Origin of the sequence: Mesorhizobium sp. IMUNJ 23033, from assembly GCF_044778005.1 — a bacterium.
In the GTDB taxonomy this organism is placed as follows: Bacteria; Pseudomonadota; Alphaproteobacteria; order Rhizobiales; family Rhizobiaceae; genus Mesorhizobium; species Mesorhizobium amorphae_A.
Genome location: NZ_JBJACT010000001.1, coordinates 491,854 through 515,367, shown reverse-complemented (window position 1 = coordinate 515,367; position 23,514 = coordinate 491,854). Strand labels below are relative to the sequence as shown.

Below are 23,514 nucleotides of genomic sequence, written 5' to 3'. Positions count from 1 at the left end.
CGCTGTCGCAAGGGTAAGGCTCGAGATCGAGCGCCTGGCACGACAGCTTGCCGATTTCTGCCGCTGCGACAGTGGAAGACCATCCCGTTCGAACACCAGGGCAAGCGTGTTCGACCGCCCCATACCCAGCACCGCGAAAACGCGCTATAGACGCCGCCGAAAAGGCGAGGCCGACCTCCGCATATGGCAAAAATATCACTGAAACTCGACGAACTGATCGACGGCGAGGCTTTGCGCCGCGAGATGACGGCGCTGACCGCGGCAACGGCCGGCGACGGGTCCGGCCAGGCCACGCGAGGCCGCGTCCTCCAGCTTCTCAAGGGCCGGCTCGCCGACGGCCGCAAGGTCGCCGAGACCATGCTGAAGGACGATGGCGGCGGCACCGCCTGCGCCGCCCGGCTGTCGCATCTCATGGACGAACTCATCCGCGCGCTTTACGATTTCGCCGCTACCCATGTCTACCGCGTCAAGAACCCGTCTTCTGCCGAACGCATGGCCGTGGTCGCGGTCGGCGGCTATGGCCGCGGCACGCTGGCCCCGGGCTCCGACATCGACCTTTTGTTCCTGCTGCCCTACAAGCAGACGCCGTGGGGCGAGCAGATCGTCGAATACATGCTCTACATGCTGTGGGATCTCGGCCTGAAGGTCGGCCACGCCACCCGCAACATCGACGAGTGCCTGAGGCTGTCGCGCACCGACATCACCATCCGCACCTCGATCCTGGAAGCGCGCTTCCTGTGGGGCGACCTGAAACTCTATGACGAGCTTCTGACGCGTTTCGACCACGAGGTGGTGCGCACGACCGGCCCCGAATATGTGCAGGCAAAGCTTGCCGAGCGCGACGAGCGCCATGCCAAGGCCGGCGAAAGCCGCTATCTCGTCGAACCCAATGTCAAGGACGGCAAGGGCGGCCTGCGCGACCTGCAGACGCTGTTCTGGATCGCCAAGTATTTCTACCGGGTGCGCACCGGCGAGGAACTGGTCGACAAGGGTGTCTTCACCGAAGCCGAATACCGCGAATTCCTCAAGGCTGAGGATTTCCTGTGGGCGGTGCGCTGCCACATGCATTTCCTCACCGGCAAGCCCGAGGAGCGGCTGCATTTCGACATCCAGCGCGAGATCGCCGAGCGGCTGGGCTACACCACCCATCCCGGCCTGTCGGCGGTCGAGCGCTTCATGAAGCACTACTTCCTCGTCGCCAAGGATGTCGGCGACCTGACCCGCATCTTCTGCGCGGCACTGGAGGAGGAACAGGCCAAGCATGTGCCTGGCTTCAACCGTATCTTCCTCACCTTCTCGCGCCGCAAGCGCAAGCTCGCCGGCACGTCCGATTTCATCGTCGACAACCACCGGATCAACGTCGCCGACGACATGGTGTTCGAGCGCGATCCGGTCAATCTCTTGCGGCTGTTCTGGTTCGCCGACAAGCATGGGCTGGAGTTCCACCCCGATGCGCTGAAGCTGCTCACCCGCTCGCTCGGCCTAGTCAACAAGTCGCTGCGACGCGACGAGGAGGCCAACCGGCTGTTCCTCGACATCTTGACCTCGGACCGCAACGCCGAGCTCAACCTCAGGCGCATGAACGAGGCGGGGCTGCTCGCCAAGCTGATCCCCGACTTCGGCAAGATCGTCGCCATGATGCAGTTCTCAATGTACCACCACTATACGGTGGACGAGCACCTGATCCGCTGCATCGGCGTGCTGGCCGAGATCGAGCGCGGCGACGGCGAGAAGGTGCATCCGCTGTCGCACACGCTGATGCCGGGACTGAAGAAGAGCCGCGAGGCGCTCTATGTGGCGGTGCTGCTGCACGACATCGCCAAGGGACGCCTGGAGGACCATTCGGAGGCTGGCGCGCGCATCGCGCGGCGCATCTGCCCGCATATGGGGCTTTCGGCGGCTGACACCGAAACCGTCGCCTGGCTGGTCGAGAACCACCTCGTGATGTCGATGACGGCGCAGACGCGCGACCTCAACGACCGCAAGACGATCGAGGATTTCGCCTCGATCGTGCAGTCGGTCGAGCGGCTGAAGCTGCTGCTGATCCTGACCGTCTGCGACATCAGAGGCGTCGGGCCGGGCGTGTGGAACGGCTGGAAGGGCCAGTTGCTGCGCACGCTCTATTACGAGACCGAGCTGCTTCTCACCGGCGGCTTCTCGGAAGTGTCGCGCGCCGAGCGCACCGCCGCCGCGCGCGGGCGGCTGGCCGAGGCGCTGGCCGATTGGCCGGCCAAGGACCGCAAACGCTACGTCGCTCAGCATTACGAGAACTACCTGCTGACCGTGGACCTCGCCGACCAGCTGCGCCATGCCGAATTCGTCCGCGAGGCGGATGCGGCGGGCAAGAAGCTCGCCACCATGGTCAAGACCCACCAGTTCGAGGCCGTGACCGAGATCACCGTTCTGGCGCAGGACCATCCGCGCCTGCTGTCGGTGATTGCCGGCGCCTGCGCCGGAGCCGGCGGCAACATCGTCGACGCGCAGATCTTCACCACCTCCGACGGCCGCGCGCTGGACACAATCCTGATCAGCCGGGAATTCGACCTCGACGAGGATGAGCGCCGCCGCGCCGAGCGCGTCGGCCGATTGATCGAGGACGTGCTGTCAGGCAAGAGCTGGCTGCCCGAAATGATCGAGAAGCGCACCAAGCCCCGGCGCGGCGCCAAGGTCTTCCGCATTCCGCCGCGGGCTGAAATCCGCAACACGCTTTCGAACCGCTTCTCGGTGATCGAGATCGAGGGGCTGGACCGGCCTGGCCTGCTGTCGGAGATCACCGGCGCGCTGTCGGATCTCTCGCTCGACATCGCCTCGGCGCATATCACGACTTTTGGCGAGAAGGTCATCGACACTTTCTATGTCACCGACCTGACGGGACAGAAGATCGACAGCCCGACGCGTATAGCCACCATCCGCAAGAGGCTGATCGAGACCCTCGAGGGCACCGCGCCGGAGCGCAACGGCAAGGCCAAGGCGGCCGCCGAGTGAGGATCACCATCACTTTGTCCCATTCCCACGGTCAGTCTCCCCGCGCATGAGCCTTGTCAAGAAATTCGCCACTGTCGCGTCCGGCACGCTGATGAGCCGCGCGCTCGGCTTCGGCCGCGAGATGCTTATGGCGGCCGCACTCGGCACCGGGCCGGTCGCCGACGCCTTCAACGCCGCCTTCCAGTTTCCCAACACCTTCCGCCGGCTCTTCGCCGAAGGCGCCTTCAACGCCGCCTTCGTGCCGCTGTTCGCCAAGGAGATCGAGACCCACGGCACCGAGGGCGCCAAGCGCTTTTCCGAAGAGGTGTTCGGCGTGCTGTTCACGGCACTGCTGGCGCTAACCATCGTCATGGAACTGGCGATGCCGCTGATCGTGCGCTACCTGGTGGCGCCGGGCTTTGCCGACACGCCGGGCAAGTTCGAGACGACGGTCCGGCTTGCGACCATCATGTTTCCCTACCTGATCTGCATGTCGCTCGGCGCCATGATGGCCGGCATGCTGAATTCGCTGCGCCGCTATTTCGCCGCCGCCGTGGCGCCGGTGTTCCTCAACATCATCCTGATCGGTGTGCTGGCCTATGCCTGGTACAAGGGACTGGACGCCCACGCCGTCGGCTTCGGCCTGTCCTGGGGCGTGCTCGCGGCGGGGCTGGTGCAACTCGCCATCGTCTGGGTGGCGGTGCGCCATGCCGGCATCTCGATCGGCTTTCGCCGGCCGAAGATGACGCCCAGCGTCAAGCGGTTGCTGATCCTGGCGCTGCCAGCGGCGATCACCGGCGGCATCACCCAGATCAACCAGCTGATCGGCACGGCGATCGCCTCGGCGCAGGACAGCGCCGTGTCATCGCTCGCCTATGCCGACCGCATCTACCAGCTGCCGCTTGGCGTCGTCGGCGTCGCGGTGGCGATCGTGCTGTTGCCGGAACTGTCGCGGGCGCTGAAATCCGGAAACCTGATCGAGGCGGCCAATCTGCAGAACCGCTCGGTCGAGTTCACGCTGTTCATGACCTTGCCGGCGGCCGTCGCCCTCTGGGTCATGTCGGAGCCGATCGTGCGGCTGGTGTATGAGCGCGGCGCCTTTGCCGCCAACCATTCGACGCCGACCGTGGCGGCGATCCTGGCGATCTTTGGCCTGGGCCTGCCGGCCTTCGTGCTGATCAAGGCGTTCACCCCCGGCTATTTCGCCCGCGAGGACACGCGTACGCCAATGATGTTTGCCGCCATCTCGGTGGCGGTGAACGTCGCGACCGCGCTGACGCTGTTCCCGTCGATGGGCGCGCCGGGCATTGCGGTAGCCTCGGCCGTCGCCGGCTGGGTCAACGCGCTGATGTTGCTTGCCGTGCTGATCCGGCGCGGCCATTGGGGTCGCGACCTGCCGCTCTTGAAACGCATTCCCCGGCTGGTGCTGTCGGCGGCGGTGATGGGAGCGGCGCTCTATTTCGCTGAGCACTGGTTGGCCGTCAGGCTCGGCCCGGGTTCGCCACTGGTCGTCAAGGCAACGACGGTTCTGGCACTGGTCGCCGGCGGGGCGGCGCTCTACTTCGTCACCGCCTTCACTACCGGCGGCGCCGATTTCGGCATGGTCCGAAGGAACATCAAGCGCGGTTCGGCAAAGGCGACGGCGCCATCGGTCACGGAACAGTCTCCAGATCCGTGAGCCTGATTTCTTCGGGCCGTGCAAGCATCGGCACGGCTTGGTAACACGCGCGCGCTAGCGTAGTGAAAGCAGTCCGCCGTGTTCAGGCGGATGGCGTTGTTGCGGAACCGAGAGTGGCCTCGATGGAAAGCGAGGTTGCCTCGGCCGAGGCTGAAGCTCGCAAGGCAATTGCCCCGCGCTGAGCCGCCATCGCCCATTCGGGGTATTGTCTTTGGCGCCGACCGGACATAACGGAAGAGGCAAGCTCAGACTTGCGCTAACGTTGGGGGTTCGATGGAAACGCTGTCGCTCGAAGATTTCATCGATGACAAACCTTGGGGAGACGACGTTCCGCTTCTGGAGGACATTCCGGGCGAAAATCTGGTAGCGGGCGTGCGGATTCAGCGGTTGGTGACGAGAGGCGACAAGCGTGGCGACCTTACGGTCCTCATGTCGGCACTGCTGGAGCCCATCACCCCGCCGCCGCATGTCTATCTGGTATCAGCCGAGGTGGGATCGATCAGGGCATGGGTCTATCACAAGCGACAGTTCGACCGGCTCGCCTATACAAATGGCGACATCAGGGTCGTGCTCTACGATCTACGCAAGGATAGCCCGACATACCAAAAAATAGACGTTCTCGACGTCGGCGCGGCTAACAAGATCCTGCTGACAATCCCGCCCTATGTCGTTCACGGGGTTCAAAACCGTGGCAAGAGCACCGCGACATTCGTCAACATGCCGACGAACGTCTACGACCCTAGAAATCCGGACAAGTCGCGGGTCCGCTTCGATCACCCGGGCATCCCGTACAAATTCGAATAGCATGACGACGTTTTCCGTCATCATGGCCACCTACAATCGCGGCAGGCATATCCTTCCGTCGATACAATCGGTGCTGCGCCAAACCCGCCAGGACTTCGAGCTGTTGGTGGTGGGCGATTGCTGCACCGACGATACCGCGGATGTGGTACAGGCGCTCGCGTCCCGTCAAATCCGCTGGTCGACCCTGTCAGAGCGCGGCGGCAGCCAGGCCTTCCCCAACAATGCGGGCATCGAAATGGCGCGCGGGCAATACGTTGCCTATCTCGGTCATGACGATCTCTGGGCTCCGGACCATCTCCAGGCGCTCGCCGATCTTTTCGGAAGGGATCCGCGACCGGACTTTGTCGTAAGCGGCGCGATCTTTCATGGCCCCAGGGCAAGCAATTTTCGGTGGGTGACCGGCATCTTCAGCGAACCAGACGCCGCTTTTAAGCACTTCTTCCCGCCTTCGAGTTTCGGCCACCGACGCGACGTTGTCGATCGGATCGGCAAATGGCGCAGTCCGAAAGAGATAACTGCGCCCGTCGACGCGGATTTCATGTTGCGAGCGGCAAAGTCAGGCATGCATTTTGTGTCGACGCAGCGGATCACAGTCCAGAAATTCGCTGCCGGTCACCGCTATCTAAGCTATATGAGCCAAGGCTCGGACGAGCAGGAACGAATGGCCCGGCGAATGGCCCGGCCGGGATTTGAGGGCTATCTGGCCTCTGAACTGACCAAGGCAAAGGCAGCCAACACTTACATGGTCATGGTCCATCCGGACTACGAGCGCTTCGAGAAGGGTCAGCTCGCGACCCAGATTGCGACGAACAAGGGCATCGTCCGCCCGAATCTGAGCAGCCTCAGGAAGCGCGAGGTCATCAAGCAGGACAACTCGCCAAAGGCGCTCGACTGGTCTCCGCTCCAAGCAGGTGGCGACTGGATCCTCTGGGTCGGCTGCAATCCGCGCCCAAAGCTGCTTGTGCCGTTCAAATATGCCGGCAAGGCGCGGATTCGCCTGGAAATCCAGCATCCTCAACGCGAGGCGCTGACCAGGCTCAAATTGTCCGTAAATGGCCAACCGGTCGTGGCAAGCATTTCCGCAGTGCGCCAGGAGGGCAATCTCTGGAACGCGCAAGCGACGTTTGAAACGTCGTTGCGAAAGGACGATCATACGATCCTGGAGCTTCATCTCAACAGATTGCAGAGACGCGCGGAACAACGCGCCGGCATCGGCGTGGCCGACATCGAGGTCACGCCGCTTGGGTGGCGAAGCGTTGTTGCACAGAGCAAGCGGTTCCTCGCCAGGTCGGCAAGGGGCAATCGGGTGCTCGCCAAGTTGGCAAGGGGCAAGCGCCTGCTCGCCAAGTTCCGCCCGGCCCGCTGATCCCTCTTGCCGCTTTTTTGGTCTTCGTCCATAAGCGCGCCGTCGCAAGACTTTCGCCGCGCGCGGTTTCCAGCCGCGTGATTGGCTCCAAAAAGTCTGCAACTTTTTGGAATCACGCTTATACGGCCCTCCACAAGCCATGAGGACATCATGACCGCCTTCAAACCACTCGTCTTTTCGGGCGTCCAGCCGACCGGCAATCTGCATCTCGGCAACTATCTCGGCGCCATCAAGAAATTCGTCGCCCTGCAGGAACAGTCCGACTGCATCTATTGCGTCGTCGACCTGCATTCGCTGACAGCGCAGCTGGTCTATGAGGACCTTGCCGACCAGACGCGCTCGATCACCGCGGCCTTCCTCGCCTCCGGCATCGACCCGAAGAAGCACATCGTCTTCAACCAATCGCGGGTCATGCAGCACGCCGAGCTTGCCTGGATCTTCAACTGCGTGGCGCGCATCGGCTGGATGAACCGCATGACGCAGTTCAAGGACAAGGCCGGCAAGGACCGCGAGAACGCCTCGCTCGGCCTGCTCGCCTATCCGAGCCTGATGGCCGCCGACATCCTGCTCTATCGCGCCACGCACGTGCCGGTGGGCGAGGACCAGAAGCAGCACCTTGAGCTGACCCGCGACATCGCGCAGAAATTCAACAACGACTTTTCGGACCGCATCGCGGCCCTTGGCGTCGGCGTCGAGATGCAGGTCGGCGAGGAGACGGTGAACGGCTATTTTCCGCTGACCGAGCCGGTCATCGGCGGGCCGGCGGCGCGCATCATGAGCCTGCGTGACGGTTCCAAGAAGATGTCGAAGTCGGACCCGTCGGACCTGTCGCGCATCAATTTAACCGACGATGCCGATACCATCTCGAAGAAGATCCGCAAGGCCAAGACGGACCCGGAAGCCTTGCCGAGCGAGTTGGACGGCCTTGCCGGCCGGCCCGAGGCGGAGAACCTGGTCGGCATCTATGCCGGCCTCGCCGAACTCTCGAAGGCGGATGTGCTGAAGGAATTCGGCGGCCAGCAGTTTTCGGTGTTCAAGCCGGCGCTGGCCGATCTTGCCGTCGACAGGCTGGCGCCTATCGCCGGCGAGATGCGCCGCATCGAAGGCGACCGCGCCTATGTCGACGCGGTGCTGAGGGACGGTGGCGAACGTGCCGGCACCCTGGCGGAATCCACGATGAAGACGGTGCGCGACATCATCGGCCTTTTGCAGGGCTGATCTGTCCTGTCACCATCTCGACTGCCGGCCGCTTGCGGCCGGTCAGCGCGGGTGGCAGATTGCGGCCGAAACCACCGAGTAGATAGACATGGTCTCCAAGCGCCTCAGTCGCGAAGCCGGACATCGCCGCAAGTTCCTGGCGATCATCGACGACACGCCGGAATGCGAGCGTGCCGTCGCCTACGCCTCGAAGCGGGCGCAGAGCACCAGTGGCGTGCTGGTGCTGCTCTATGTAATCGAGCCGGACGATTTCCAGCACTGGCTGGGGGTCGAGAAGATCATGCGCGAGGAGGCCAACGCCACGGCGCGCACCGCGCTCGACAGCTATGCCAACAAGGTGCGCCAGAAGCTCGGCATCGAGCCGGAGCTGGTGGTGCGCGAAGGCAAACCGACCGAAGAGATCCACAGACTGATCGAGGAAGACCAGGACATCGCCATCCTTGTGCTCGCGGCAGGCGCCGGCAAGGAGGGCCCCGGGCCGCTGGTCGGCGCGGTGGCTGGCAAAGGCGCCGCCTTCCCTATTCCCGTCACCGTGGTGCCGCAGAATCTTTCGGACGAGGAGATCGACAGCCTGGCCTGAGGTATCGATATTCAGGTGAGGCCGGCCTGACCTGAAGCTCAACACACCCAAAAGCGCGTCGCAGGGACGCTGAAAAAACATTCCGCCAGCCAGCCGTTCGGGCGACGCGTTTCGCTTGAATGTCCAGCCGATAGAGCCTATTTAGAACTATTCCAAACTATTGCCCGACACGGGCATGGAGACAGCCATGTTCATCCAGACCGAATCGACGCCGAACCCTGCGACGCTGAAGTTCCTGCCCGGCAAGGAAGTGCTGCGCGAAGGCACCGCCGATTTCCGCGACGCCGACAGTGCGGCAGGAGCTTCGCCGCTGGCCGGCCGGCTGTTCGAGATCCCGGGCGTGACCGGCGTCTTCTTCGGCTATGATTTCATCACCGTGACCAAGGACGGCCCCGACTGGCAGCATCTGAAGCCGGCGATCCTCGGCGCTATCATGGAGCATTTCATGTCGGGCGCGCCCGTCATGGCCAGGGCCGGCCCCGCCGCCGAGACCAGCCAGACCGGCGAATTCTACGACAAGGCCGACGAAGAGCTGGTTATCACCATCAAGGAACTGCTCGACACCAGGGTGCGCCCGGCGGTTGCCCAGGATGGCGGCGACATCACCTTCCGCGGCTTCGAGAACGGCACCGTGTTCCTGCACATGAAAGGCGCCTGCGCCGGCTGCCCGTCGTCGACGGCGACGCTGAAGCACGGCATCCAGAACCTGCTCCGGCATTTTGTGCCCGAGGTGCAGCAGGTCGAACAAGTCTCTTGACCCCATCGGCCGCCTTGCCCTGCTGACCAGCAGGGCGAGTTCTCAAAAGAGCTTCGCAACCTCAGAATGCAGACAACAAAAAACCGGGCCGAATTGCCCGGTTTTCTGTTTTTGGACGTCCATTTGTTGCCTAGACGGTCCGCGTCATAAAAGGTGTCACAGTACGATGACCTTGGCGCCGACCGACGTGCGGTCGTAGAGGTCGATAATGTCCTGGTTCATCAGCCGGATGCAGCCCGACGACATCGCCTTGCCAATTGAGTTCCATTCCGGGCTGCCATGCAGGCGGTAGCCCATGTCGCCGCCCCTGTTGAACAGATACATGGCGCGCGCACCGAGCGGGTTCTTCAGGCCGGGGTCCATGCCGCCGGCAAACTTGGCGAGCTCCGGCTGGCGCTTGATCATCTGCGAGGGCGGCGTCCAGGTCGGCCATTCGCGCTTGATCGCGATACGGGCGGTGCCGTGCCACTCGAAGCCTTCACGGCCGACGCCGATGCCGTAGCGTATCGCCCGGCCGTCGCCCTCGACGAAGTAGAGGAACTTGTTCTGGGTGTCGACGATGATGGTGCCCGGCTGTTCCCTGGTGTCGTAATTCACCTCTTGCCGGTGATACTTCCGCGGCACCTTTTCGATCGGAATGCGCGGCAATTGATAGCCCGCATCGGTGACCGCGCCGTAGTCGTTGGAAAACAGCCTCGAACCTATGGTGCTGCAACCGCTAATGGCGGTCGACAGCGCGAGGGCAGCGACAATTGCAAACGACTTCATGCGCATGAATAGGTCCGATGCCCTGCCCAGTTGATCGCGGCACGAGTCGGCCGCTTTTCCTGAAACCATTCATGCTGGCATTTGCGTTGCTTGCCAAGCGCGCGATGCCTATATGCAGGACCTTACGTGCCGGTAAGCCCGCGACTGCGGCATTTCGGCAACAGCCGTCACAGGATTGTGAAGCAATTTCAATGGGGCAGTTCCGGGAGCTGCCGAAACCAGGGAAGACGCCATGAATGTCGGAGCTGCCGCGGAGCGTTCCGGCCTGCCGGCCAAGACCATCCGCTACTATGAGGAGATCGGCCTGATCGCGCCGGCGCGCGCCGGCAATGGCTACCGCGACTATTCGGGCGACGATATCCATCGGCTGGCCTTCCTGCGCCGCGCGCGCAACCTCGGCTTTTCCATCGACGACTGCCGCCAGTTGATGGCGCTCTACCAGGACCGCAGCCGCGCCAGCCACGATGTGCGCGAGATCGCCGCTGCCCATGTCAGCGCCATCGAGGAGAAGGTGCGCGAGTTGCAGTCGATGCGGGCGACACTACAAAAACTGATCCACGCCTGCCACGGCGACGACCGGCCGGACTGCCCGATTTTGGATGATATGGCTGGGGCGGCTGAAGGTAGTCGAGCGCCAACGGCATAGAGCGATGGTGCGGCATCAATGGCTGATACCGGGCCGCCTAAACGACGCGGTTGATAATTTCCTTGCCCGCTTCGCGCTTGGTTGTCCGCTTGAGGAACAATTTGGCGTGTTCCGCCCAATCGGCTGCTGAGACGTCATGCTCACGAACCGACTTCCTGAACACCTCGCGCAGAGCATCGAGGTCGAAGGCCGAGAGCTTCTCGCTTTTTGATGCTGCCCTGTTCACCGCCATGCCTACCCCTGAAGCAATGGGAAAAGTATATATTCTTATATGATCCGCGCTCGTGGGCCTTCAAGGCTGAAAACAGTCCTGGCCTGACTTCTTTTGGGTGTAATTGCCCCTTTGCGTAGCAGCCATCTAATCTGGCTGGGTCCGTCAATTTACGATCGCGGCCTGCACAAGAGCATCATCGGCCCGCCGATATCGCCTGGCTGCGATCACTACCGCCTCGCTCCAGGTTTTGCATGAGGCGCTGTTGAAGGCGGCGAAGGGACATCGCCGGCAAGGATCCAACTTCCATCCAATGGGCACGGGACGGGACCGGTGCAGCAACCGTCTTCACCAAAAATAAGCCCCGTCTGCTTTGGATGAAGCCGGCGGGGCGGAGGAAAAGTTGGCTAGGCCCTATCAGGTACCCAAGAATTGTTAAGCTGATGTGACAGGCATAGGCTGCGGCTCATTCAACGTGGGAACGGAGCCGGTCCCGCCGCCTACGGCGAGCATTGCTCGCTCCAGGCACTGCATGAGGCGCTGTTGAAGACGGTGAAGGACATCACCGGCAAGATGCAGCGTTCCCCTGTTCCCCTACGGCCGGGTACAGCCGCTGCCCGCAAGCCTTGCCCGGCGATAAAGCCTGTCTCGTTCCGTCGTATGAACGGCGACGCAACGCCATAAGCCATTCGAGCTAGGCTGGTGGCCTTTCGTTCATGGAAAGTCCGGCACGCGTTCCTAGCTACGTTAGTGGTCACTAAAGGCGTTTCACCGGCCTCGTGCTGTTCATGGGTTCAAACCGTGAACAAAATCTGGCATGGTGCCCATCATGCCCATCATTTCGCCGATTCCCCTCAACCCTTTGATCGATGGCCGCCAGTCGGAGCGGGCCATGCTGGTGCGGCGTGGGGTGCAGCGGCTGTTGATGGACATGGGCGCGCATGTGCTGCCTGAACTGTCCTTGGCCACCGGCCGCCGCGCCGACCTTGTGGCGCTCACCCGCCAGGGCGACATCTGGATCATCGAGATCAAATCCTCGATCGAGGATTTCCGGGTCGACCGCAAATGGCCCGACTACCGGCTACATTCCGACCGCTTCTTCTTCGCCACCCATCCCGGCGTGCCCGGGGAGATCTTTCCCGAGGAATGCGGCTTCATCCTCTCCGACGGCTACGGCGCCGAGATCCTGCGCGATGCGCCCGAGCACCGCATGGTGGCGGCAACGCGCAAGGCGCTGATGCTGAGGATTGCGCGGGCTGGTGCGGCACGGCTGCTGGCGGCGGAACTCGCCGGCGTGGCGGTGCCAGCACTCGAGGGCGAGAGCGAATAGCAGTGCGTCGCGCAGGCGACAGGCCTGGCGCGTCGCCGGCTGGCGACGGAGTCAGATCGGAGCTTTGCGCCGGCCCGCCCCATCGCCTGAGAAGGTTTTTTGACCTCGCACCGATGATTTCCGCCTGCCTGCGCTGTCCTGATCAACAGGCACGCTCGGATGGTCCGGCGGCCGGAAAGAGAGGTGATCCATGGGATCGTTAGAAGCTCAGAATGTCGTCGTCATCGGAGGCAGCCGAGGTGTCGGCCGCTCGATCGTGGAAGCAGCACTCGGCGAAGGGGCGACCGTACTTGCCGTTGCCCGCAGCGCGGCCGACCTCAACAAACTCTCCTGGGAGGCATCAGGCGTGAAGACGCTTTCGGTCGACGCGACGGAGGAGACCGCGCCCGACGCGGTTTTCGACGCGCTGGCGCCGGATGTGCTGGTGATCTCAGCCGGCGCTCTCGCGCCGTCCGCCCCCATCCAGGAGCAGAGCTGGGAGGTCTTCTCGGCCAACTGGGACATGGACGTCAAGGCGTCGTTCCTGTTCTGCAAGGCAGCGCTCCAGGGCCGGCTCAAGCCGGGGAGCCGGGTGGTGCTGATCTCCAGTGGTGCTGCCTTTAGCGGTGGGCCGCCGAATTCAGGCGGCTATTCCGGCGCAAAACGCATGCAGATGTTCCTGGCCGGTCACAGCCAGAAGGAAGCGGACCGGCTCGGCCTCGGCCTGCGCTTCATGGCACTTGCGCCGGCGCGCATCATGCCGGGCACCGGCGTTGGTGACCGCGGTATCGACGGCATTTCGGCCTATATGGGCATCCGACCGAAGGACTTCCTGGCGAGCATGACCGACATGCAGACACCGGCCGATGTCGCTCGCGCGGTGGTCGCGCTCGCCACCGGCAAACCGCAAGGCAGCTCCTTCACGGTGAGCGGCAGCGGACTTGCGGCGGCGGCATGAGGCGCGCAGGATGTCAGCCGACTTCAGCACCGCAGGCTCCGTATGACAGACGCTTCTGGCCCTGTTGAGCCCTTGGGCCGGCCAGGCCAGCCGATCCTCGATCGGCTGGCCTTCGAGCGCCTGACAGTGGTCCATCGCCGCGAACTCAAGCTGCATTGCTATCGGATGATGGGTTCACTGCACGAGGCGGACGACCTTGTCCAGGACACCTTCCTCAAGGCCTGGCGCGCAAGGTCGCAATTCGAAGGCCGGGGCTCGCTTCGTGGCTGGCTCTACGCGATCGCCACCAACAGCTGCCTCAACGCGATCAAGGCGAGGTCGAGTGTGCATCGCATTCTCCTTGAGCCCGAACGGCCGCCCTCTGACTCGAGGGCGACCGGCGGGCCCGCCGCCGAGCTCACCTGGCTGGAGCCTTATCCGGACGCGGAGCTTCCGGATCTGGTCGACGACAAACCGGGTCCGGACGCGCGCTACGAGGCCCGTGAAGCGGTGCAACTCGCTTTCGTCGCGGCGATCCAGCTTCTGCCGCCCAGGCAGCGGGCCGCCCTTTTGCTTTGCGACGTGCTTGGCTGGTCAGCGGTCGAGACGGCGCACTTGCTGGGCGGTTCGACCGCTTCTATCAACAGCGCCCTGCAGCGGGCCCGCGCAACGCTTGGCCAGAGCTATCCTCGGGGGCGTCCCCTGCAGCGATCGCAACCCAGCCCGCAAGAGGGGCTGCTGCTCGAGCGCTACATGCAGGCCTGGCAAGCGGACAACCTCGACGGCCTCGTCGACCTGCTGCACGAAGACGCCACCTACCACATGCCGCCATGGCGGGAATGGTACCGAGGGCGAAAGGCGATCCGGGCTTTTTTCGGGACCGTCTGGGGCAATTTTGCCGGCTATCGCGCGGTGGCCACCGGGGCCAATGGCCAGCCCGCGGTCGCGGTCTACGCGCGCAGCCATCAGAACCTTGCGTGGCTGCCCCATTCTCTGCATGTCATCGAGCCCGCCGACGGGAAGATCGCCTCGTTAACGATCTATGTGCCGCCGCTCGGCCCCTCATTGTTTGCTGCCTTCGGTCTGCGGCCAGCCTAGCCTTCGTCCGCCCCATCGGCTTCGCCAGCCGCCGGCGCCACCAGCAGCACGGCGGCGCCAAGCAGCGCGGCGATGAGGGAGCCGGCTAGGATGCCGACCTTGACCGCATCCTGCAGCGCTACATCGCTGGCGAAGGCGAGCAGGCCGATGAACAGGCTCATGGTGAAGCCGATGCCGCACAGAAGCGAGATGCCGACCAGATGCAGCCAGCCGGCATTCGCCGGCAGGTCGGCGAAGCCCAGCCGGATGGCCAGCGCCGAGGAGCCGAAGACGCCGACCAGTTTGCCGGCGACGAGACCGGCGGCCACCCCCAGCGTCAGCGGCTCGACCAGCGCGGCCAGGCTGACGCCGGCGAGCGAGACGCCGGCATTGGCGAAGCCGAAGATCGGGATGACGATGAAGGGCACGATTTTGTGCAGGCCGTGTTCGAGCCGGTGCAGCGGCGAATGTTCTATGTCGTGGCTGATGCCGGGAGAGCGTTCGAGCGGGATGGTCAGCGCCAGCGCCACGCCGGCGAGCGTAGCGTGCACCCCCGACTTCAGCACCAGCACCCACAAGACGATGCCCAGCACGAGGTAGGGCACGAGTGTCAGCACCCGCATGCGGTTGAGCACGACGAGCACCGCAATGACCGCGAAGGCCGCGCCCAGATAGGCGAGCGACAGGCCGCTTGTATAGAACAACGCGATGATGATGACGGCGCCGAGATCGTCGATGATGGCCAAGGCGGTGAGGAAGATTTTTAGCGAGGCCGGGACGCGGTTGCCGAGCAGCGACAAGACACCAAGGGCAAAGGCGATGTCGGTGGCGGTCGGGATCGCCCACCCGGACAGGGCAGCGGTGTTGTCGCGGTTAATAGCGACATAGACCAGCGCCGGAACCACCATGCCGCCTGCCGCCGCAATGCCCGGCAGCACGCGCCGCGGCCAGGTCGAGAGCTGGCCATCCAGCATCTCGCGTTTGATCTCCAGCCCGACGAGCAGGAAGAACACCGCCATCAGCCCGTCATTGATCCAGTGCGAGACGCTGAGCGGCCCGAGATAGGCGTGGAGGGCGGCAAAATAGGTTTCGGACAGCGGCGAATTGGCGACGATCAGGGCCAGTGCCGCGGCGCCCATCAGGATGATGCCGCCGGCCGCCTCGCCGTCGAGGAATTCGCGAAAGATGGAAACCGGCCGCGCTGTGTCGTCCCGCATATCGCCTCCGTCACTTCGGAATCGCCTTGGCAGATGATGCGCAAGCCTTGGTTGCGAGGCAAGCAGCCCGCAAGTCAGCCCGTGGTTAGCGTGGCGCGCGTTTGGCCAGGATCCGCTGCAGCGTGCGGCGATGCATGTTGAGCCGGCGCGCGGTCTCCGAAACGTTGCGGTCGCACATTTCGTAGACGCGCTGGATGTGCTCCCAGCGGACGCGGTCGGCCGACATCGGATTCTCCGGCGGTGCGGCGCGTTCGCCCGATGTGCGGGTCAGCGCGGCAAAGATGTCGTCGGCGTCGGCCGGCTTCGACAGATAGTCGATGGCGCCGAGTTTTACCGCCGTCACCGCGGTGGCGATGTTGCCATAGCCGGTGAGGATGACGGCGCGGGCATCGTCGCGCTTCTCGCGGATGGCAGCAACGACATCGAGGCCATTGCCGTCGCCGAGCCGCATGTCGACCACCGCGTAGGCCGGCGGATGGGCGCGTGCTTTCGTCACTGCCTCCTCGACGCTGTCGGCCGTCTCGACCACGAAGCCCCTGGTTTCCATGGCGCGGGCAAGCCGCGTCAGGAACGGCTTGTCGTCATCGACGATCAGCAGCGAGGTGTCCTCGCCTTCAACCATTGCGCCAGTCGTTTCGTCTCCGCTCATCGCTTCCAGAATTCCTGCTGCCTTAATTTTACGCAGATACAGTTCCGCAGCACTATTGTCCAATTTTTAGCGCCTGAAACCGGGGGGATAGGGCCAATATGCAGGTTGCGGCACCGATTTCAGGCGGTGTCGAACATGCTCGAAGACGATTCGGGATTGAGGAAGACGCTGCGCGGCCACGAAATATGCACCACGGCGCCCTCGCCCAGCCCGCTCGAATTGCGGAAATCGAGCGTGGCGCCGGAGCGCTCGAGCAAGGTCTTGGCGATAAACAGCCCAAGACCCAGGCCGCCGCCGGCCTCGTTGCCCTGGCGCGTCGACATATAGGGCTCGCCGATGCGGTCGATGATCTCAGGCGGGAAGCCCGGCCCATCGTCGATGATCGAGAAGGAGACGTGTTCGTCGTCCCAACTCCAGCGGACGGTGACGGTCTTGCGGGCGAAGTCGACGGCGTTCTCGACCAGATTGCCGAGACCGTAGATGACGCCCGGGTTGCGCCGCCCGACCGGTTCGGCACCGATGCGCTCGCCCGGCCGGAGCTTGATCGAAATGCCGAAATCGCGGTGCGGCGCCGTCACCTCCTCGACCAGCGAGGTCAGCGGCAGGCGGGAGAGATGCGCCTCGCCCTCGGAGGACAGGCTGGTCAGCCGTTTCAGGATCTCGCGGCAGCGCTCGCTTTGCGAACGCAGCAGCGTCACGTCCTCGCGGTATTTCGGGTCGTCGCCAAGCACCTTCTCCATTTCCTTGGCGACAAGCGCGATGGTGGCGAGCGGCGTGCCCAGTTCATGCGCGGCGGCAGCGGCAAGGCCGTCCAGGGCGGAAAGATGCTGCTCGCGCTGCAGCACCAGTTCTGTAGCGGCGAGCGCGTTGGCGAGCAGGCGCGCCTCCTCGGCGACGCGGAAGGCGTAGATAGCGGTGAAGGCGATGGACGAGAACACCGCCATCCAGATGCCGGCGACATAGACGAACGGCATCTCCAGGGGCGCGCCTTCGTGCCAGGGCAGCGGCTGATGGAAGAAGACCAGCAAGGTGGCCGCCGTCATGACCAGCGCGCCGAGCACCGCGGTGAGGCGCAGCGGCAACGACGCCGCCGAGATGACGACCGGCACGGTCATCAGCACCGAGAACGGGTTGGTGAGGCCGCCGGTCATATAGAGCAGGCCGGCAAGTTGCAGGCTGTCGAAGGTCAGGATGACAAAGGCCGACAGCGGGGTCAGCCGATGCGCCGCCGGATAGCGAAAGGTCAGCCACAAATTCATCCAGGCCGAGCAGGCGATCAGCGCGAAGCACATGCTGACCGGCAGCGGGAATTTCAGCCCGTAAGCGACGAGAAGCACCGTCAGGCTCTGGCCGACGATGGCCAGCCAGCGCAGCCTGATCAGCGTGTTGAGGCGCAGCCGCTGGCTTTGTTGAAAGTCGGGCGCGTTGAGGATCTTGATCATGGCCAAGGATTATAGCCGGGAAAGGACAAGCGGTAGATGTTTCTATCCGGATGCATCATGTCCCGCGCGGTTTTGCTCGGCTGGTGGCGGCGGCGAGCAGCGGGTTCTCGGGCCAGACATGCCGGGGATAGCGGCCGCGCATGTCGGTGCGCACATCGGCCCAGGAGCCACGCCAGAAACCGGGCAGGTCGCGCGTCGTCTGGATCGGCCGGTGCGCGGGCGACAGCAATTCGAGCGTCAGCGGCACGCTGCCGCCCGCGATCGCCGGATGCCGGTCGAGGCCGAACAATTCCTGCACGCGGATCGCCAGCACCGGCCATTCGCCGTCATAGCGGATCGGCACGTGGCTGCCTGAGGGCGCGTCGAAATGCGTCGGCGCCAGCGCATCGATCCGGCGTTGCAATTCATGCGGCACCAGCGCCATCAGGCCGGCCGAAAGCGCACTGGAATTGATGGCGGCAAAAGACGCCGCGCCGGTGAGGAACGGCAGTAGCCAGTTGTCGAGCCGGTCGATCAATGCTGCGTCGGAAACGTCGGGCCAGGGCGCGCCGAGGCCACGGTGCAGCCAGCCGAGCCGTTGGCGCAGGGTCTCGGCCTCCTTGCCCCAGTCGAGCAGCGACAGGCCGTGCTCGCGCAAGGCTTCGAGGATCGCCTGATCCGCGTCGGCGCCCGATGGCGCCGGCAGCATGCGTTCGGAAAGGGTGATGGCGCCGAGCCTGGCGGTTTCGCGCACCCGCACGGCGCGCCGGCCGCGGTCGAAGCTCGTCTCGCGGCGGGTCTCGATCCTGTCGGCGAGTGCCGCACGGATATCGGCCTCGTCGACCGGAGCCGCCGCGCTGATGCGGGCGTTCTGGGCCTTGCCCTGCAGATCGGCGACGACCAGCCAGGTCTCGCCCGCCAGCGCATCGGCGGCGTCGAGCATGGCGCCCGAGCCGTTGGCCAGCACGAAACGGCCGCGCTCGCCGCGTGCCCTGGCGACGCGGTCCGGCCAGGCGTGGATGAGCAGGGCGCCTGCAGATGCCGGCTCATTGTTCTTCGCACCGCCGGCCTGTTTGGCCAGCCGCTCGGCAAGCTGGCGCGCTGCGACGGCGCGCGGCGATTTTTCGCTGCGAAACCGCATCAGCCGGCGCTCGAGGTCGGCGCCGTCGCCGCCAAGGCCGCGCTCGGTGAGCAGCACGGCGAGCGTCGCGGCCTCAAGGGCGTGACCGGTTCCGGCGGCTTCGGCGACCATGTGGGCGAGCCGCACCGGCAGTGCCAGCTTGCGCATCGCGGCGCCCGCCTCCGTCAGTCGCCCCTCTCCGTCGATGGCGTGCAGCGCGCGCAGCAGCGCCCTCGCCTCGTTGAGTGCTGGCGCCGGCGGCGGATCGAGGAAGGAAAGGCTCGCGGGATCGGCGACTCCGAAGGCAGCGCAATCGAGCAACAGGCCGGACAGATCCGCCTCGAGGATCTCCGGCGGCGTGAAGGCGGGGAGTGCCGCCGTCTGCTCGGCCCGCCACAGCCTGACGGCGACGCCGGCTTGCGTGCGTCCGGCGCGGCCGGCGCGCTGGTCGGCCGAGGCGCGGCTGACCCGCACTGTCTCCAGCCGGGTCAGGCCGCTGGCTGGCTCGTAGCGCGGCAGCCGCGACAGGCCGGAATCGATGACGACGCGCACGCCGTCGATGGTTATCGAGGTTTCGGCGATCGAAGTCGCCAGCACCACCTTGCGACGACCTGGAGGCGCCGGCTTGATGGCGGCATCCTGCGCCCTGTTGTCGAGCATGCCGTAGAGCGGCACGATATCGGTGTCGGCGCCCATCCGGTCGTGCAGCCGCTCGGCGGTGCGCTCGATCTCGCGCTGGCCCGGCAGGAAGGCGAGCACGCTGCCGCCCTCCTCGGCGAGTGCGGCGCGGATCGCCTTGGCCATCGCGTCCTCGATCGGCACACCGGCCGGCCGCTCGTCGTAACGGATATCGACGGGAAAGGCGCGGCCCTGGCTTTCGATCACCGGAGCGCCGGACAGCAGCCGGGCGACGCGCGCGCCGTCGAGCGTTGCCGACATCACCAGCAGGCGCAGGTCCGGCCTGAGCGCCCCCTGCACGTCGAGCGCCAGCGCCAGGCCGAAATCGCCGTCGAGCGAGCGTTCGTGGAACTCGTCGAAGAGCACCGCCGAAACACCGGGCAGTTCCGGATCGTCGAGGATCATGCGCGCGAGCACGCCTTCGGTGACGACGAGGATTTTCGTCCGGGCCGAGGTGCGGTTCTCCATGCGCATGGCATAGCCGACCGTGCCGCCCGGCTCCTCGCCGATCAGCTCGGCCATGCGGCGGGCCGCGGCGCGGGCGGCGAGCCGGCGCGGCTCGAGCAGGACGATCTTGCCCGTGCCCAGCCATGGCGCGTCGAGCAGCGCCAGCGGCACCAGCGTCGTCTTGCCGGCGCCGGGCGGCGCCACCAGCACGGCGCTGCTCTGCTTTGCCAGCGCTTCGCCGAGCGCCGGCAGCACGGCGGAGACCGGAAGCCCCGGCAGGGGGTTTTTGCTCATTGTCCTCGGGGTGTACAGCCAGTCCGCATCGCCCGCATATCAGCGACAGCGACCACCGCGCAACCGGACCATTTCCGGCCGGCTCAAAGCCGGGTCCGCGAAAACGGGTTCCAGCGCACCGTGCCCAGCCGCACCTCCTCGCGCACCATGGTCAGCAGGCCGGAACCGCCGACGACGGCGAGGCCGACCAGCGACAGGCATCGGGATACTCCCGGAAGAACAGCGCGCCGAGGATCACCGCCCAGACGATCTGCGAATAGTGCGTCGGCGCGATGCGGTTGGCGGGAGCGTATTTGACCGCAAGCAGCTGCAGAAACTGTCCGCAGGAGGTGAAGGCGCCCGATATGACAAACCATACCAGCTGCCTGGCGTCGGGCAGCGTGAACGAGGTGGCGGCAGCGCCGATGCCGTTGAAGACCAGGCCGTAGCCGATCAGCACGCCGAGCATGGTCGTGCGTTTCTCCTGCTGCGCCAGCGAGCGCATCAGGATGACGCTGGCTGCGGCCAAGAAGGCAACGCCGAAAGCCGCGAGGTGGCCGAGATGCAGTTCGCGAAACCCCGGCCGCACGACCAGCATGACGCCGGCAAAGCCGGCGACCACCACCAGCCAGCGCCAGGGGCCGACCTTCTCCTTGAGGACGACGGTGGAAAGGATGGTGACGCAGAGCGGCGCCAGGAAGATCAGCGCGTAGGCTTCGGCCAGCGGGATGGTGGTGAAGGCATAGACGCTGAGCACGCCCGATGCGATGCCGGCCCAGGCGCGCGCCTGCACCGCCCAGGGCCGCTTGGTGCGCCAGAAGTCACGCCACCGTTCGCCGTTCGGTCGGGTGAAGAGCAGGAAACAGCCGGAAAACAGCGTCGAGAAGAAGCCGATCTCGAAGACGCTGAACTGCCCGCCCAGGCTTTTGACAACGGCGTCGTTGCACGAATAGCTTGCGTAGGCGATCAGGGCGAGCAGGATTCCGTTCGGCACGTTGTTCCATTTCCGGGGAGAGTAGAGTGAGGGTACTGGCGCTCGGCGCGCATCCGGACGACATCGAGATCTTCACGTTCGGTACGATCGCCGCCTATGCCACGCAAGGCGCAGAGCTGACTTTTGCCATAGCCACGGATGGCGCCAAAGGTGGCCGAGGCGATCCGGCAACGCTTGCCCGCGCGCGCCGCGAGGAGGCGACGGAAGCGGCAGGGCTGCTCGGTGTTGTCCCACGCTTCCTCGACTTTCCGGACGGCGCGCTCGTCGCCGACGCCGCCCTGATCGCGGCGCTGAAGGCGCTGATCGGCGAGGTGAAGCCGGATCTCGTCATCACCCATGCGCCGAACGACTATCACGGCGACCACCGCGCGCTGTCGGACGGGGTGCGCATCGCAGCGTCCTTCACCGTGCCGGTGCTGCATGCCGATACGCTTGGCGGCACCGGCTTTGCGCCGACGCATTACGTTGAGATAACAGCCCACGCCGACATCAAGGCGCGGGCGATCCGGGCGCATCGCTCGCAGGATCCCGAGCGCTTCGTCGAGCGGCGCGTGTGCAGAACGAATTTCGTGCCGGCCAGTGCAACGGCGCGCCAGGCGCGCTCGCCGAAGCGTTCCGCTTCGAACCGGTGTTCCCCTTTGCCGACATCCGCGCTTTGCTGCCGCCGGCGCCGGCGATCCGGCCGGTGACGGTCAGCGCGAAAACGGTCAAGTAAAGCCGGCTGCCGGCACGTCGGGCACCCTGACAGCCACCATCCTCCCGGAATTTTCTTAGCCAGCTCAAAGCCCTCGCAAACCATGCTGCGATGCAGCAACGAATTCGCTTGCCTTGTTTAGTAAAAACAGCATTACTAAACAAATTACTAAACATCCGCCGCGCCACCGCGCCGCCATGTTTAGGCCCCGGAGGAGGGGTTAGCGGGCTCTTGAAACCGTCATCCGGACGTGTTTCGCAAATGGGAGGAAGGCATGAAATCGACCTTGAAACTGACGTTGGGTCTGGCCTCGGCGATGCTTGCGTCGACAGCCGTCTCGAACGTCGCGCATGCGGAAGACCTGACGCTTTGCTGGGCAGCCTGGGACCCGGCCAACGCACTTGTGGAACTGTCCAAGGATTTTACCAAGGAAACCGGCATCGGCATGAAGTTCGAATTCGTGCCATGGACCAACTACGCCGACCGCTTCCTCAACGAGCTCAATTCGAAGGGCAAGCTGTGCGACCTGATCATCGGCGACAGCCAGTGGATCGGCGGCGCGGCCGAGAACGGCCACTATGTCAAGCTGAACGACTTCTTCGACAAGGAGAAGATCAGCATGGACGACTTCGTGCCGGCGACCGTGGTCGGCTATTCGGAATGGCCGAAGAATTCGCCGAACTACTGGGCGCTGCCGGCCATGGGCGACGTCGTCGGCTGGACCTACCGCAAGGACTGGTTCTCGAAGCCGGAACTGCAGAAGGAATTCAAGGAGAAGTATGGCTGGGATCTCGCCGCTCCGACGACCTTCGACCAGCTGAAGCAGATCGCCGAGTTCTTCCAGAAGCGCGAGATCGACGGCAAGACGGTGTACGGCGCCTCGATCTATACCGAGCGCGGCTCGGAAGGCATCACCATGGGCGCCATGGACGTGCTCTACAGCTTCGGCTTCAAATACGAGAACCCCGACAAGCCCTACGAAATGGACGGCTTCGTCAATTCCGAGAAATCGGTGAAAGGCCTGGAGTTCTACAAGGCGCTCTATGATTGCTGCACCCCGCCCGGCGCTTCCAACAGCTACATGGGCGAAGGCGTCGATGCCTTCAAATCCGGCCAGGTGGCGATGCACATGAACTTCGCCTTCACCTGGCCGGGCCTGCAGAAGGACGAGAATGTCGGTGGCGACAAGATCGGCTACTTCGCCAATCCCAAGGGCCCCGACGGCGACCAGTTCGCCCAGCTCGGCGGCCAGGGCATCTCGGTTGTCTCCTATTCCGACAAGCAGGAATCGGCGCTGAAATACATCAAGTGGTTCGCCAACAAGGACGTACAGGCCAAATGGTGGTCGCTTGGCGGCTTTTCCTGCCTCAACGCGGTCGTGAAAGACCCGAACTTCCCGGCCAGCCAGCCCTATGCGCAGACCTTCCTCGACTCGATGGCCATCGTGAAGGACTTCTGGGCCGAGCCGAGCTACGCGCCGCTGCTGCAGGCCTCGCAGAAGCGCTTCCACGACTATGTCGTCGCCGGTCAGGGTTCGGCCAAGGACGCGCTCGACGGCCTGGTCAAGGACTGGACGCAGGTGTTCCAGGACGACGGCAAAATGTGAACGGCTCCTCCCGAGCTCGACCCGAGCGTCCCGTGCCGCCCTTGGCACGGGACGCAGTTCAGATAAATTCCATTGTCGAGACGTAAAGTGACCGAAGCAG

Annotated in this window: 18 protein-coding genes and 2 pseudogenes; 13 read left to right on the top strand and 7 right to left on the bottom strand. The window is 64.6% G+C overall.

Annotated features, from left to right (window positions below; translation table 11 throughout):
• The first annotated feature begins 183 nt into the window (after nt 1–183).
• From ACFX5Q_RS02450 to ACFX5Q_RS02420, 7 genes are all read left to right on the top strand, one after another.
• A complete protein-coding gene (locus ACFX5Q_RS02450; protein ID WP_404275084.1) occupies nt 184–2,985 on the top strand; it encodes a [protein-PII] uridylyltransferase in 2,802 nt (933 codons plus the stop codon).
• Between the two features lie 46 nt (nt 2,986–3,031).
• The gene (gene murJ, locus ACFX5Q_RS02445) at nt 3,032–4,642 is read left to right on the top strand and encodes a murein biosynthesis integral membrane protein MurJ (RefSeq protein ID WP_404275083.1); all 1,611 of its coding nucleotides are present in this window, start codon (nt 3,032–3,034) and stop codon (nt 4,640–4,642) included.
• Nucleotides 4,643–4,915: 273 nt separating this feature from the next.
• Nucleotides 4,916–5,446: a dTDP-4-dehydrorhamnose 3,5-epimerase family protein gene (locus ACFX5Q_RS02440; protein WP_404275082.1), complete on the top strand. Its 531-nt coding sequence runs from the start codon at nt 4,916–4,918 to the stop codon at nt 5,444–5,446.
• A gap of 1 nt (nt 5,447) precedes the next feature.
• Nucleotides 5,448–6,812 carry a glycosyltransferase family 2 protein gene (locus ACFX5Q_RS02435; RefSeq protein ID WP_404275081.1) on the top strand — a complete coding sequence of 455 codons (1,365 nt, stop codon included), beginning with the start codon at nt 5,448–5,450 and terminating at the stop codon, nt 6,810–6,812.
• Nucleotides 6,813–6,962: 150 nt separating this feature from the next.
• Nucleotides 6,963–8,030 carry a tryptophan--tRNA ligase gene (gene trpS / locus ACFX5Q_RS02430; protein ID WP_006206888.1) on the top strand — a complete coding sequence of 356 codons (1,068 nt, stop codon included), beginning with the start codon at nt 6,963–6,965 and terminating at the stop codon, nt 8,028–8,030.
• Nucleotides 8,031–8,118: 88 nt separating this feature from the next.
• On the top strand, nt 8,119–8,610 hold the full coding sequence (locus ACFX5Q_RS02425; protein ID WP_006206889.1) for a universal stress protein: 492 nt from the start codon (nt 8,119–8,121) through the stop codon (nt 8,608–8,610).
• A gap of 187 nt (nt 8,611–8,797) precedes the next feature.
• Entirely contained in the window at nt 8,798–9,367 is a 570-nt protein-coding gene (locus tag ACFX5Q_RS02420; protein WP_006206890.1) for a NifU family protein, read from the top strand.
• A gap of 156 nt (nt 9,368–9,523) precedes the next feature.
• Here the strand turns inward: ACFX5Q_RS02420 and ACFX5Q_RS02415 are convergent, their stop codons facing one another.
• Nucleotides 9,524–10,141 (bottom strand): L,D-transpeptidase, encoded by a 618-nt coding sequence (locus tag ACFX5Q_RS02415; protein ID WP_404275079.1) that lies wholly within the window; start codon nt 10,139–10,141, stop codon nt 9,524–9,526.
• 226 nt (nt 10,142–10,367) lie between these two features.
• Between ACFX5Q_RS02415 and cueR the strand changes: the two genes are divergently transcribed.
• Nucleotides 10,368–10,781, top strand: coding sequence for a Cu(I)-responsive transcriptional regulator (gene cueR, locus ACFX5Q_RS02410; RefSeq protein WP_006206892.1), 414 nt, complete (start codon nt 10,368–10,370; stop codon nt 10,779–10,781).
• A 37-nt stretch (nt 10,782–10,818) separates the two neighbouring features.
• Here cueR and ACFX5Q_RS02405 read toward each other — a convergent pair whose 3' ends face one another.
• Nucleotides 10,819–11,013, bottom strand: a complete 195-nt coding sequence (locus tag ACFX5Q_RS02405) for a hypothetical protein (RefSeq protein WP_404275078.1) — start codon at nt 11,011–11,013, stop codon at nt 10,819–10,821.
• Between the two features lie 808 nt (nt 11,014–11,821).
• On the opposite strand from ACFX5Q_RS02405, the gene ACFX5Q_RS02400 reads away from it, so the two are divergent.
• From ACFX5Q_RS02400 to ACFX5Q_RS02390, 3 genes are all read left to right on the top strand, one after another.
• Nucleotides 11,822–12,322 (top strand): MmcB family DNA repair protein, encoded by a 501-nt coding sequence (locus ACFX5Q_RS02400; protein WP_404275076.1) that lies wholly within the window; start codon nt 11,822–11,824, stop codon nt 12,320–12,322.
• A gap of 190 nt (nt 12,323–12,512) precedes the next feature.
• Nucleotides 12,513–13,259, top strand: coding sequence for an SDR family NAD(P)-dependent oxidoreductase (locus ACFX5Q_RS02395; RefSeq protein ID WP_404275074.1), 747 nt, complete (start codon nt 12,513–12,515; stop codon nt 13,257–13,259).
• Nucleotides 13,260–13,301: 42 nt separating this feature from the next.
• Nucleotides 13,302–14,336: an RNA polymerase subunit sigma-70 gene (locus ACFX5Q_RS02390; protein WP_404275073.1), complete on the top strand. Its 1,035-nt coding sequence runs from the start codon at nt 13,302–13,304 to the stop codon at nt 14,334–14,336.
• On the opposite strand, the gene nhaA is transcribed toward ACFX5Q_RS02390, so the two are convergent.
• From nhaA to ACFX5Q_RS02365, 5 genes and pseudogenes are all read right to left on the bottom strand, one after another.
• Entirely contained in the window at nt 14,333–15,532 is a 1,200-nt protein-coding gene (gene nhaA / locus ACFX5Q_RS02385) for a Na+/H+ antiporter NhaA (RefSeq protein ID WP_404275071.1), read from the bottom strand. The genes ACFX5Q_RS02390 and nhaA overlap by 4 nt on opposite strands.
• 85 nt (nt 15,533–15,617) lie before the next feature.
• Complete coding sequence (locus tag ACFX5Q_RS02380) at nt 15,618–16,181, bottom strand: ActR/PrrA/RegA family redox response regulator transcription factor (RefSeq protein WP_040584356.1); 564 nt, start codon at nt 16,179–16,181, stop codon at nt 15,618–15,620.
• A 119-nt stretch (nt 16,182–16,300) separates the two neighbouring features.
• Nucleotides 16,301–17,623 (bottom strand): ActS/PrrB/RegB family redox-sensitive histidine kinase, encoded by a 1,323-nt coding sequence (locus tag ACFX5Q_RS02375; RefSeq protein WP_404275366.1) that lies wholly within the window; start codon nt 17,621–17,623, stop codon nt 16,301–16,303.
• 55 nt (nt 17,624–17,678) lie between these two features.
• Nucleotides 17,679–20,141: an ATP-dependent helicase HrpB gene (gene hrpB, locus ACFX5Q_RS02370; protein WP_404275068.1), complete on the bottom strand. Its 2,463-nt coding sequence runs from the start codon at nt 20,139–20,141 to the stop codon at nt 17,679–17,681.
• Between the two features lie 83 nt (nt 20,142–20,224).
• Nucleotides 20,225–21,114 (bottom strand): annotated as a pseudogene (locus tag ACFX5Q_RS02365) (DMT family transporter).
• Nucleotides 21,115–21,140: 26 nt separating this feature from the next.
• Between ACFX5Q_RS02365 and ACFX5Q_RS02360 the strand changes: the two are divergent.
• Nucleotides 21,141–21,829, top strand: a pseudogene (locus ACFX5Q_RS02360) (PIG-L deacetylase family protein).
• Nucleotides 21,830–22,082: 253 nt separating this feature from the next.
• Nucleotides 22,083–23,414 carry an ABC transporter substrate-binding protein gene (locus ACFX5Q_RS02355; RefSeq protein WP_404275066.1) on the top strand — a complete coding sequence of 444 codons (1,332 nt, stop codon included), beginning with the start codon at nt 22,083–22,085 and terminating at the stop codon, nt 23,412–23,414.
• Nucleotides 23,415–23,514 lie beyond the last annotated feature (100 nt).

What these genes read in the sequence shown, in the direction of transcription:
- ACFX5Q_RS02450 (WP_404275084.1), top strand. Translation starts at nt 184, where the DNA reads ATGGCAAAAATATCACTGAAACTCGACGAACTGATCGACGGCGAGGCT.
- murJ (WP_404275083.1), top strand. Translation starts at nt 3,032, where the DNA reads ATGAGCCTTGTCAAGAAATTCGCCACTGTCGCGTCCGGCACGCTGATG.
- ACFX5Q_RS02440 (WP_404275082.1), top strand. Translation starts at nt 4,916, where the DNA reads ATGGAAACGCTGTCGCTCGAAGATTTCATCGATGACAAACCTTGGGGA.
- ACFX5Q_RS02435 (WP_404275081.1), top strand. Translation starts at nt 5,448, where the DNA reads ATGACGACGTTTTCCGTCATCATGGCCACCTACAATCGCGGCAGGCAT.
- trpS (WP_006206888.1), top strand. Translation starts at nt 6,963, where the DNA reads ATGACCGCCTTCAAACCACTCGTCTTTTCGGGCGTCCAGCCGACCGGC.
- ACFX5Q_RS02425 (WP_006206889.1), top strand. Translation starts at nt 8,119, where the DNA reads ATGGTCTCCAAGCGCCTCAGTCGCGAAGCCGGACATCGCCGCAAGTTC.
- ACFX5Q_RS02420 (WP_006206890.1), top strand. Translation starts at nt 8,798, where the DNA reads ATGTTCATCCAGACCGAATCGACGCCGAACCCTGCGACGCTGAAGTTC.
- ACFX5Q_RS02415 (WP_404275079.1), bottom strand. Translation starts at nt 10,141, where the DNA reads ATGCGCATGAAGTCGTTTGCAATTGTCGCTGCCCTCGCGCTGTCGACC.
- cueR (WP_006206892.1), top strand. Translation starts at nt 10,368, where the DNA reads ATGAATGTCGGAGCTGCCGCGGAGCGTTCCGGCCTGCCGGCCAAGACC.
- ACFX5Q_RS02405 (WP_404275078.1), bottom strand. Translation starts at nt 11,013, where the DNA reads ATGGCGGTGAACAGGGCAGCATCAAAAAGCGAGAAGCTCTCGGCCTTC.
- ACFX5Q_RS02400 (WP_404275076.1), top strand. Translation starts at nt 11,822, where the DNA reads ATGCCCATCATTTCGCCGATTCCCCTCAACCCTTTGATCGATGGCCGC.
- ACFX5Q_RS02395 (WP_404275074.1), top strand. Translation starts at nt 12,513, where the DNA reads ATGGGATCGTTAGAAGCTCAGAATGTCGTCGTCATCGGAGGCAGCCGA.
- ACFX5Q_RS02390 (WP_404275073.1), top strand. Translation starts at nt 13,302, where the DNA reads ATGACAGACGCTTCTGGCCCTGTTGAGCCCTTGGGCCGGCCAGGCCAG.
- nhaA (WP_404275071.1), bottom strand. Translation starts at nt 15,532, where the DNA reads ATGCGGGACGACACAGCGCGGCCGGTTTCCATCTTTCGCGAATTCCTC.
- ACFX5Q_RS02380 (WP_040584356.1), bottom strand. Translation starts at nt 16,181, where the DNA reads ATGAGCGGAGACGAAACGACTGGCGCAATGGTTGAAGGCGAGGACACC.
- ACFX5Q_RS02375 (WP_404275366.1), bottom strand. Translation starts at nt 17,623, where the DNA reads ATGATCAAGATCCTCAACGCGCCCGACTTTCAACAAAGCCAGCGGCTG.
- hrpB (WP_404275068.1), bottom strand. Translation starts at nt 20,141, where the DNA reads ATGAGCAAAAACCCCCTGCCGGGGCTTCCGGTCTCCGCCGTGCTGCCG.
- ACFX5Q_RS02355 (WP_404275066.1), top strand. Translation starts at nt 22,083, where the DNA reads ATGAAATCGACCTTGAAACTGACGTTGGGTCTGGCCTCGGCGATGCTT.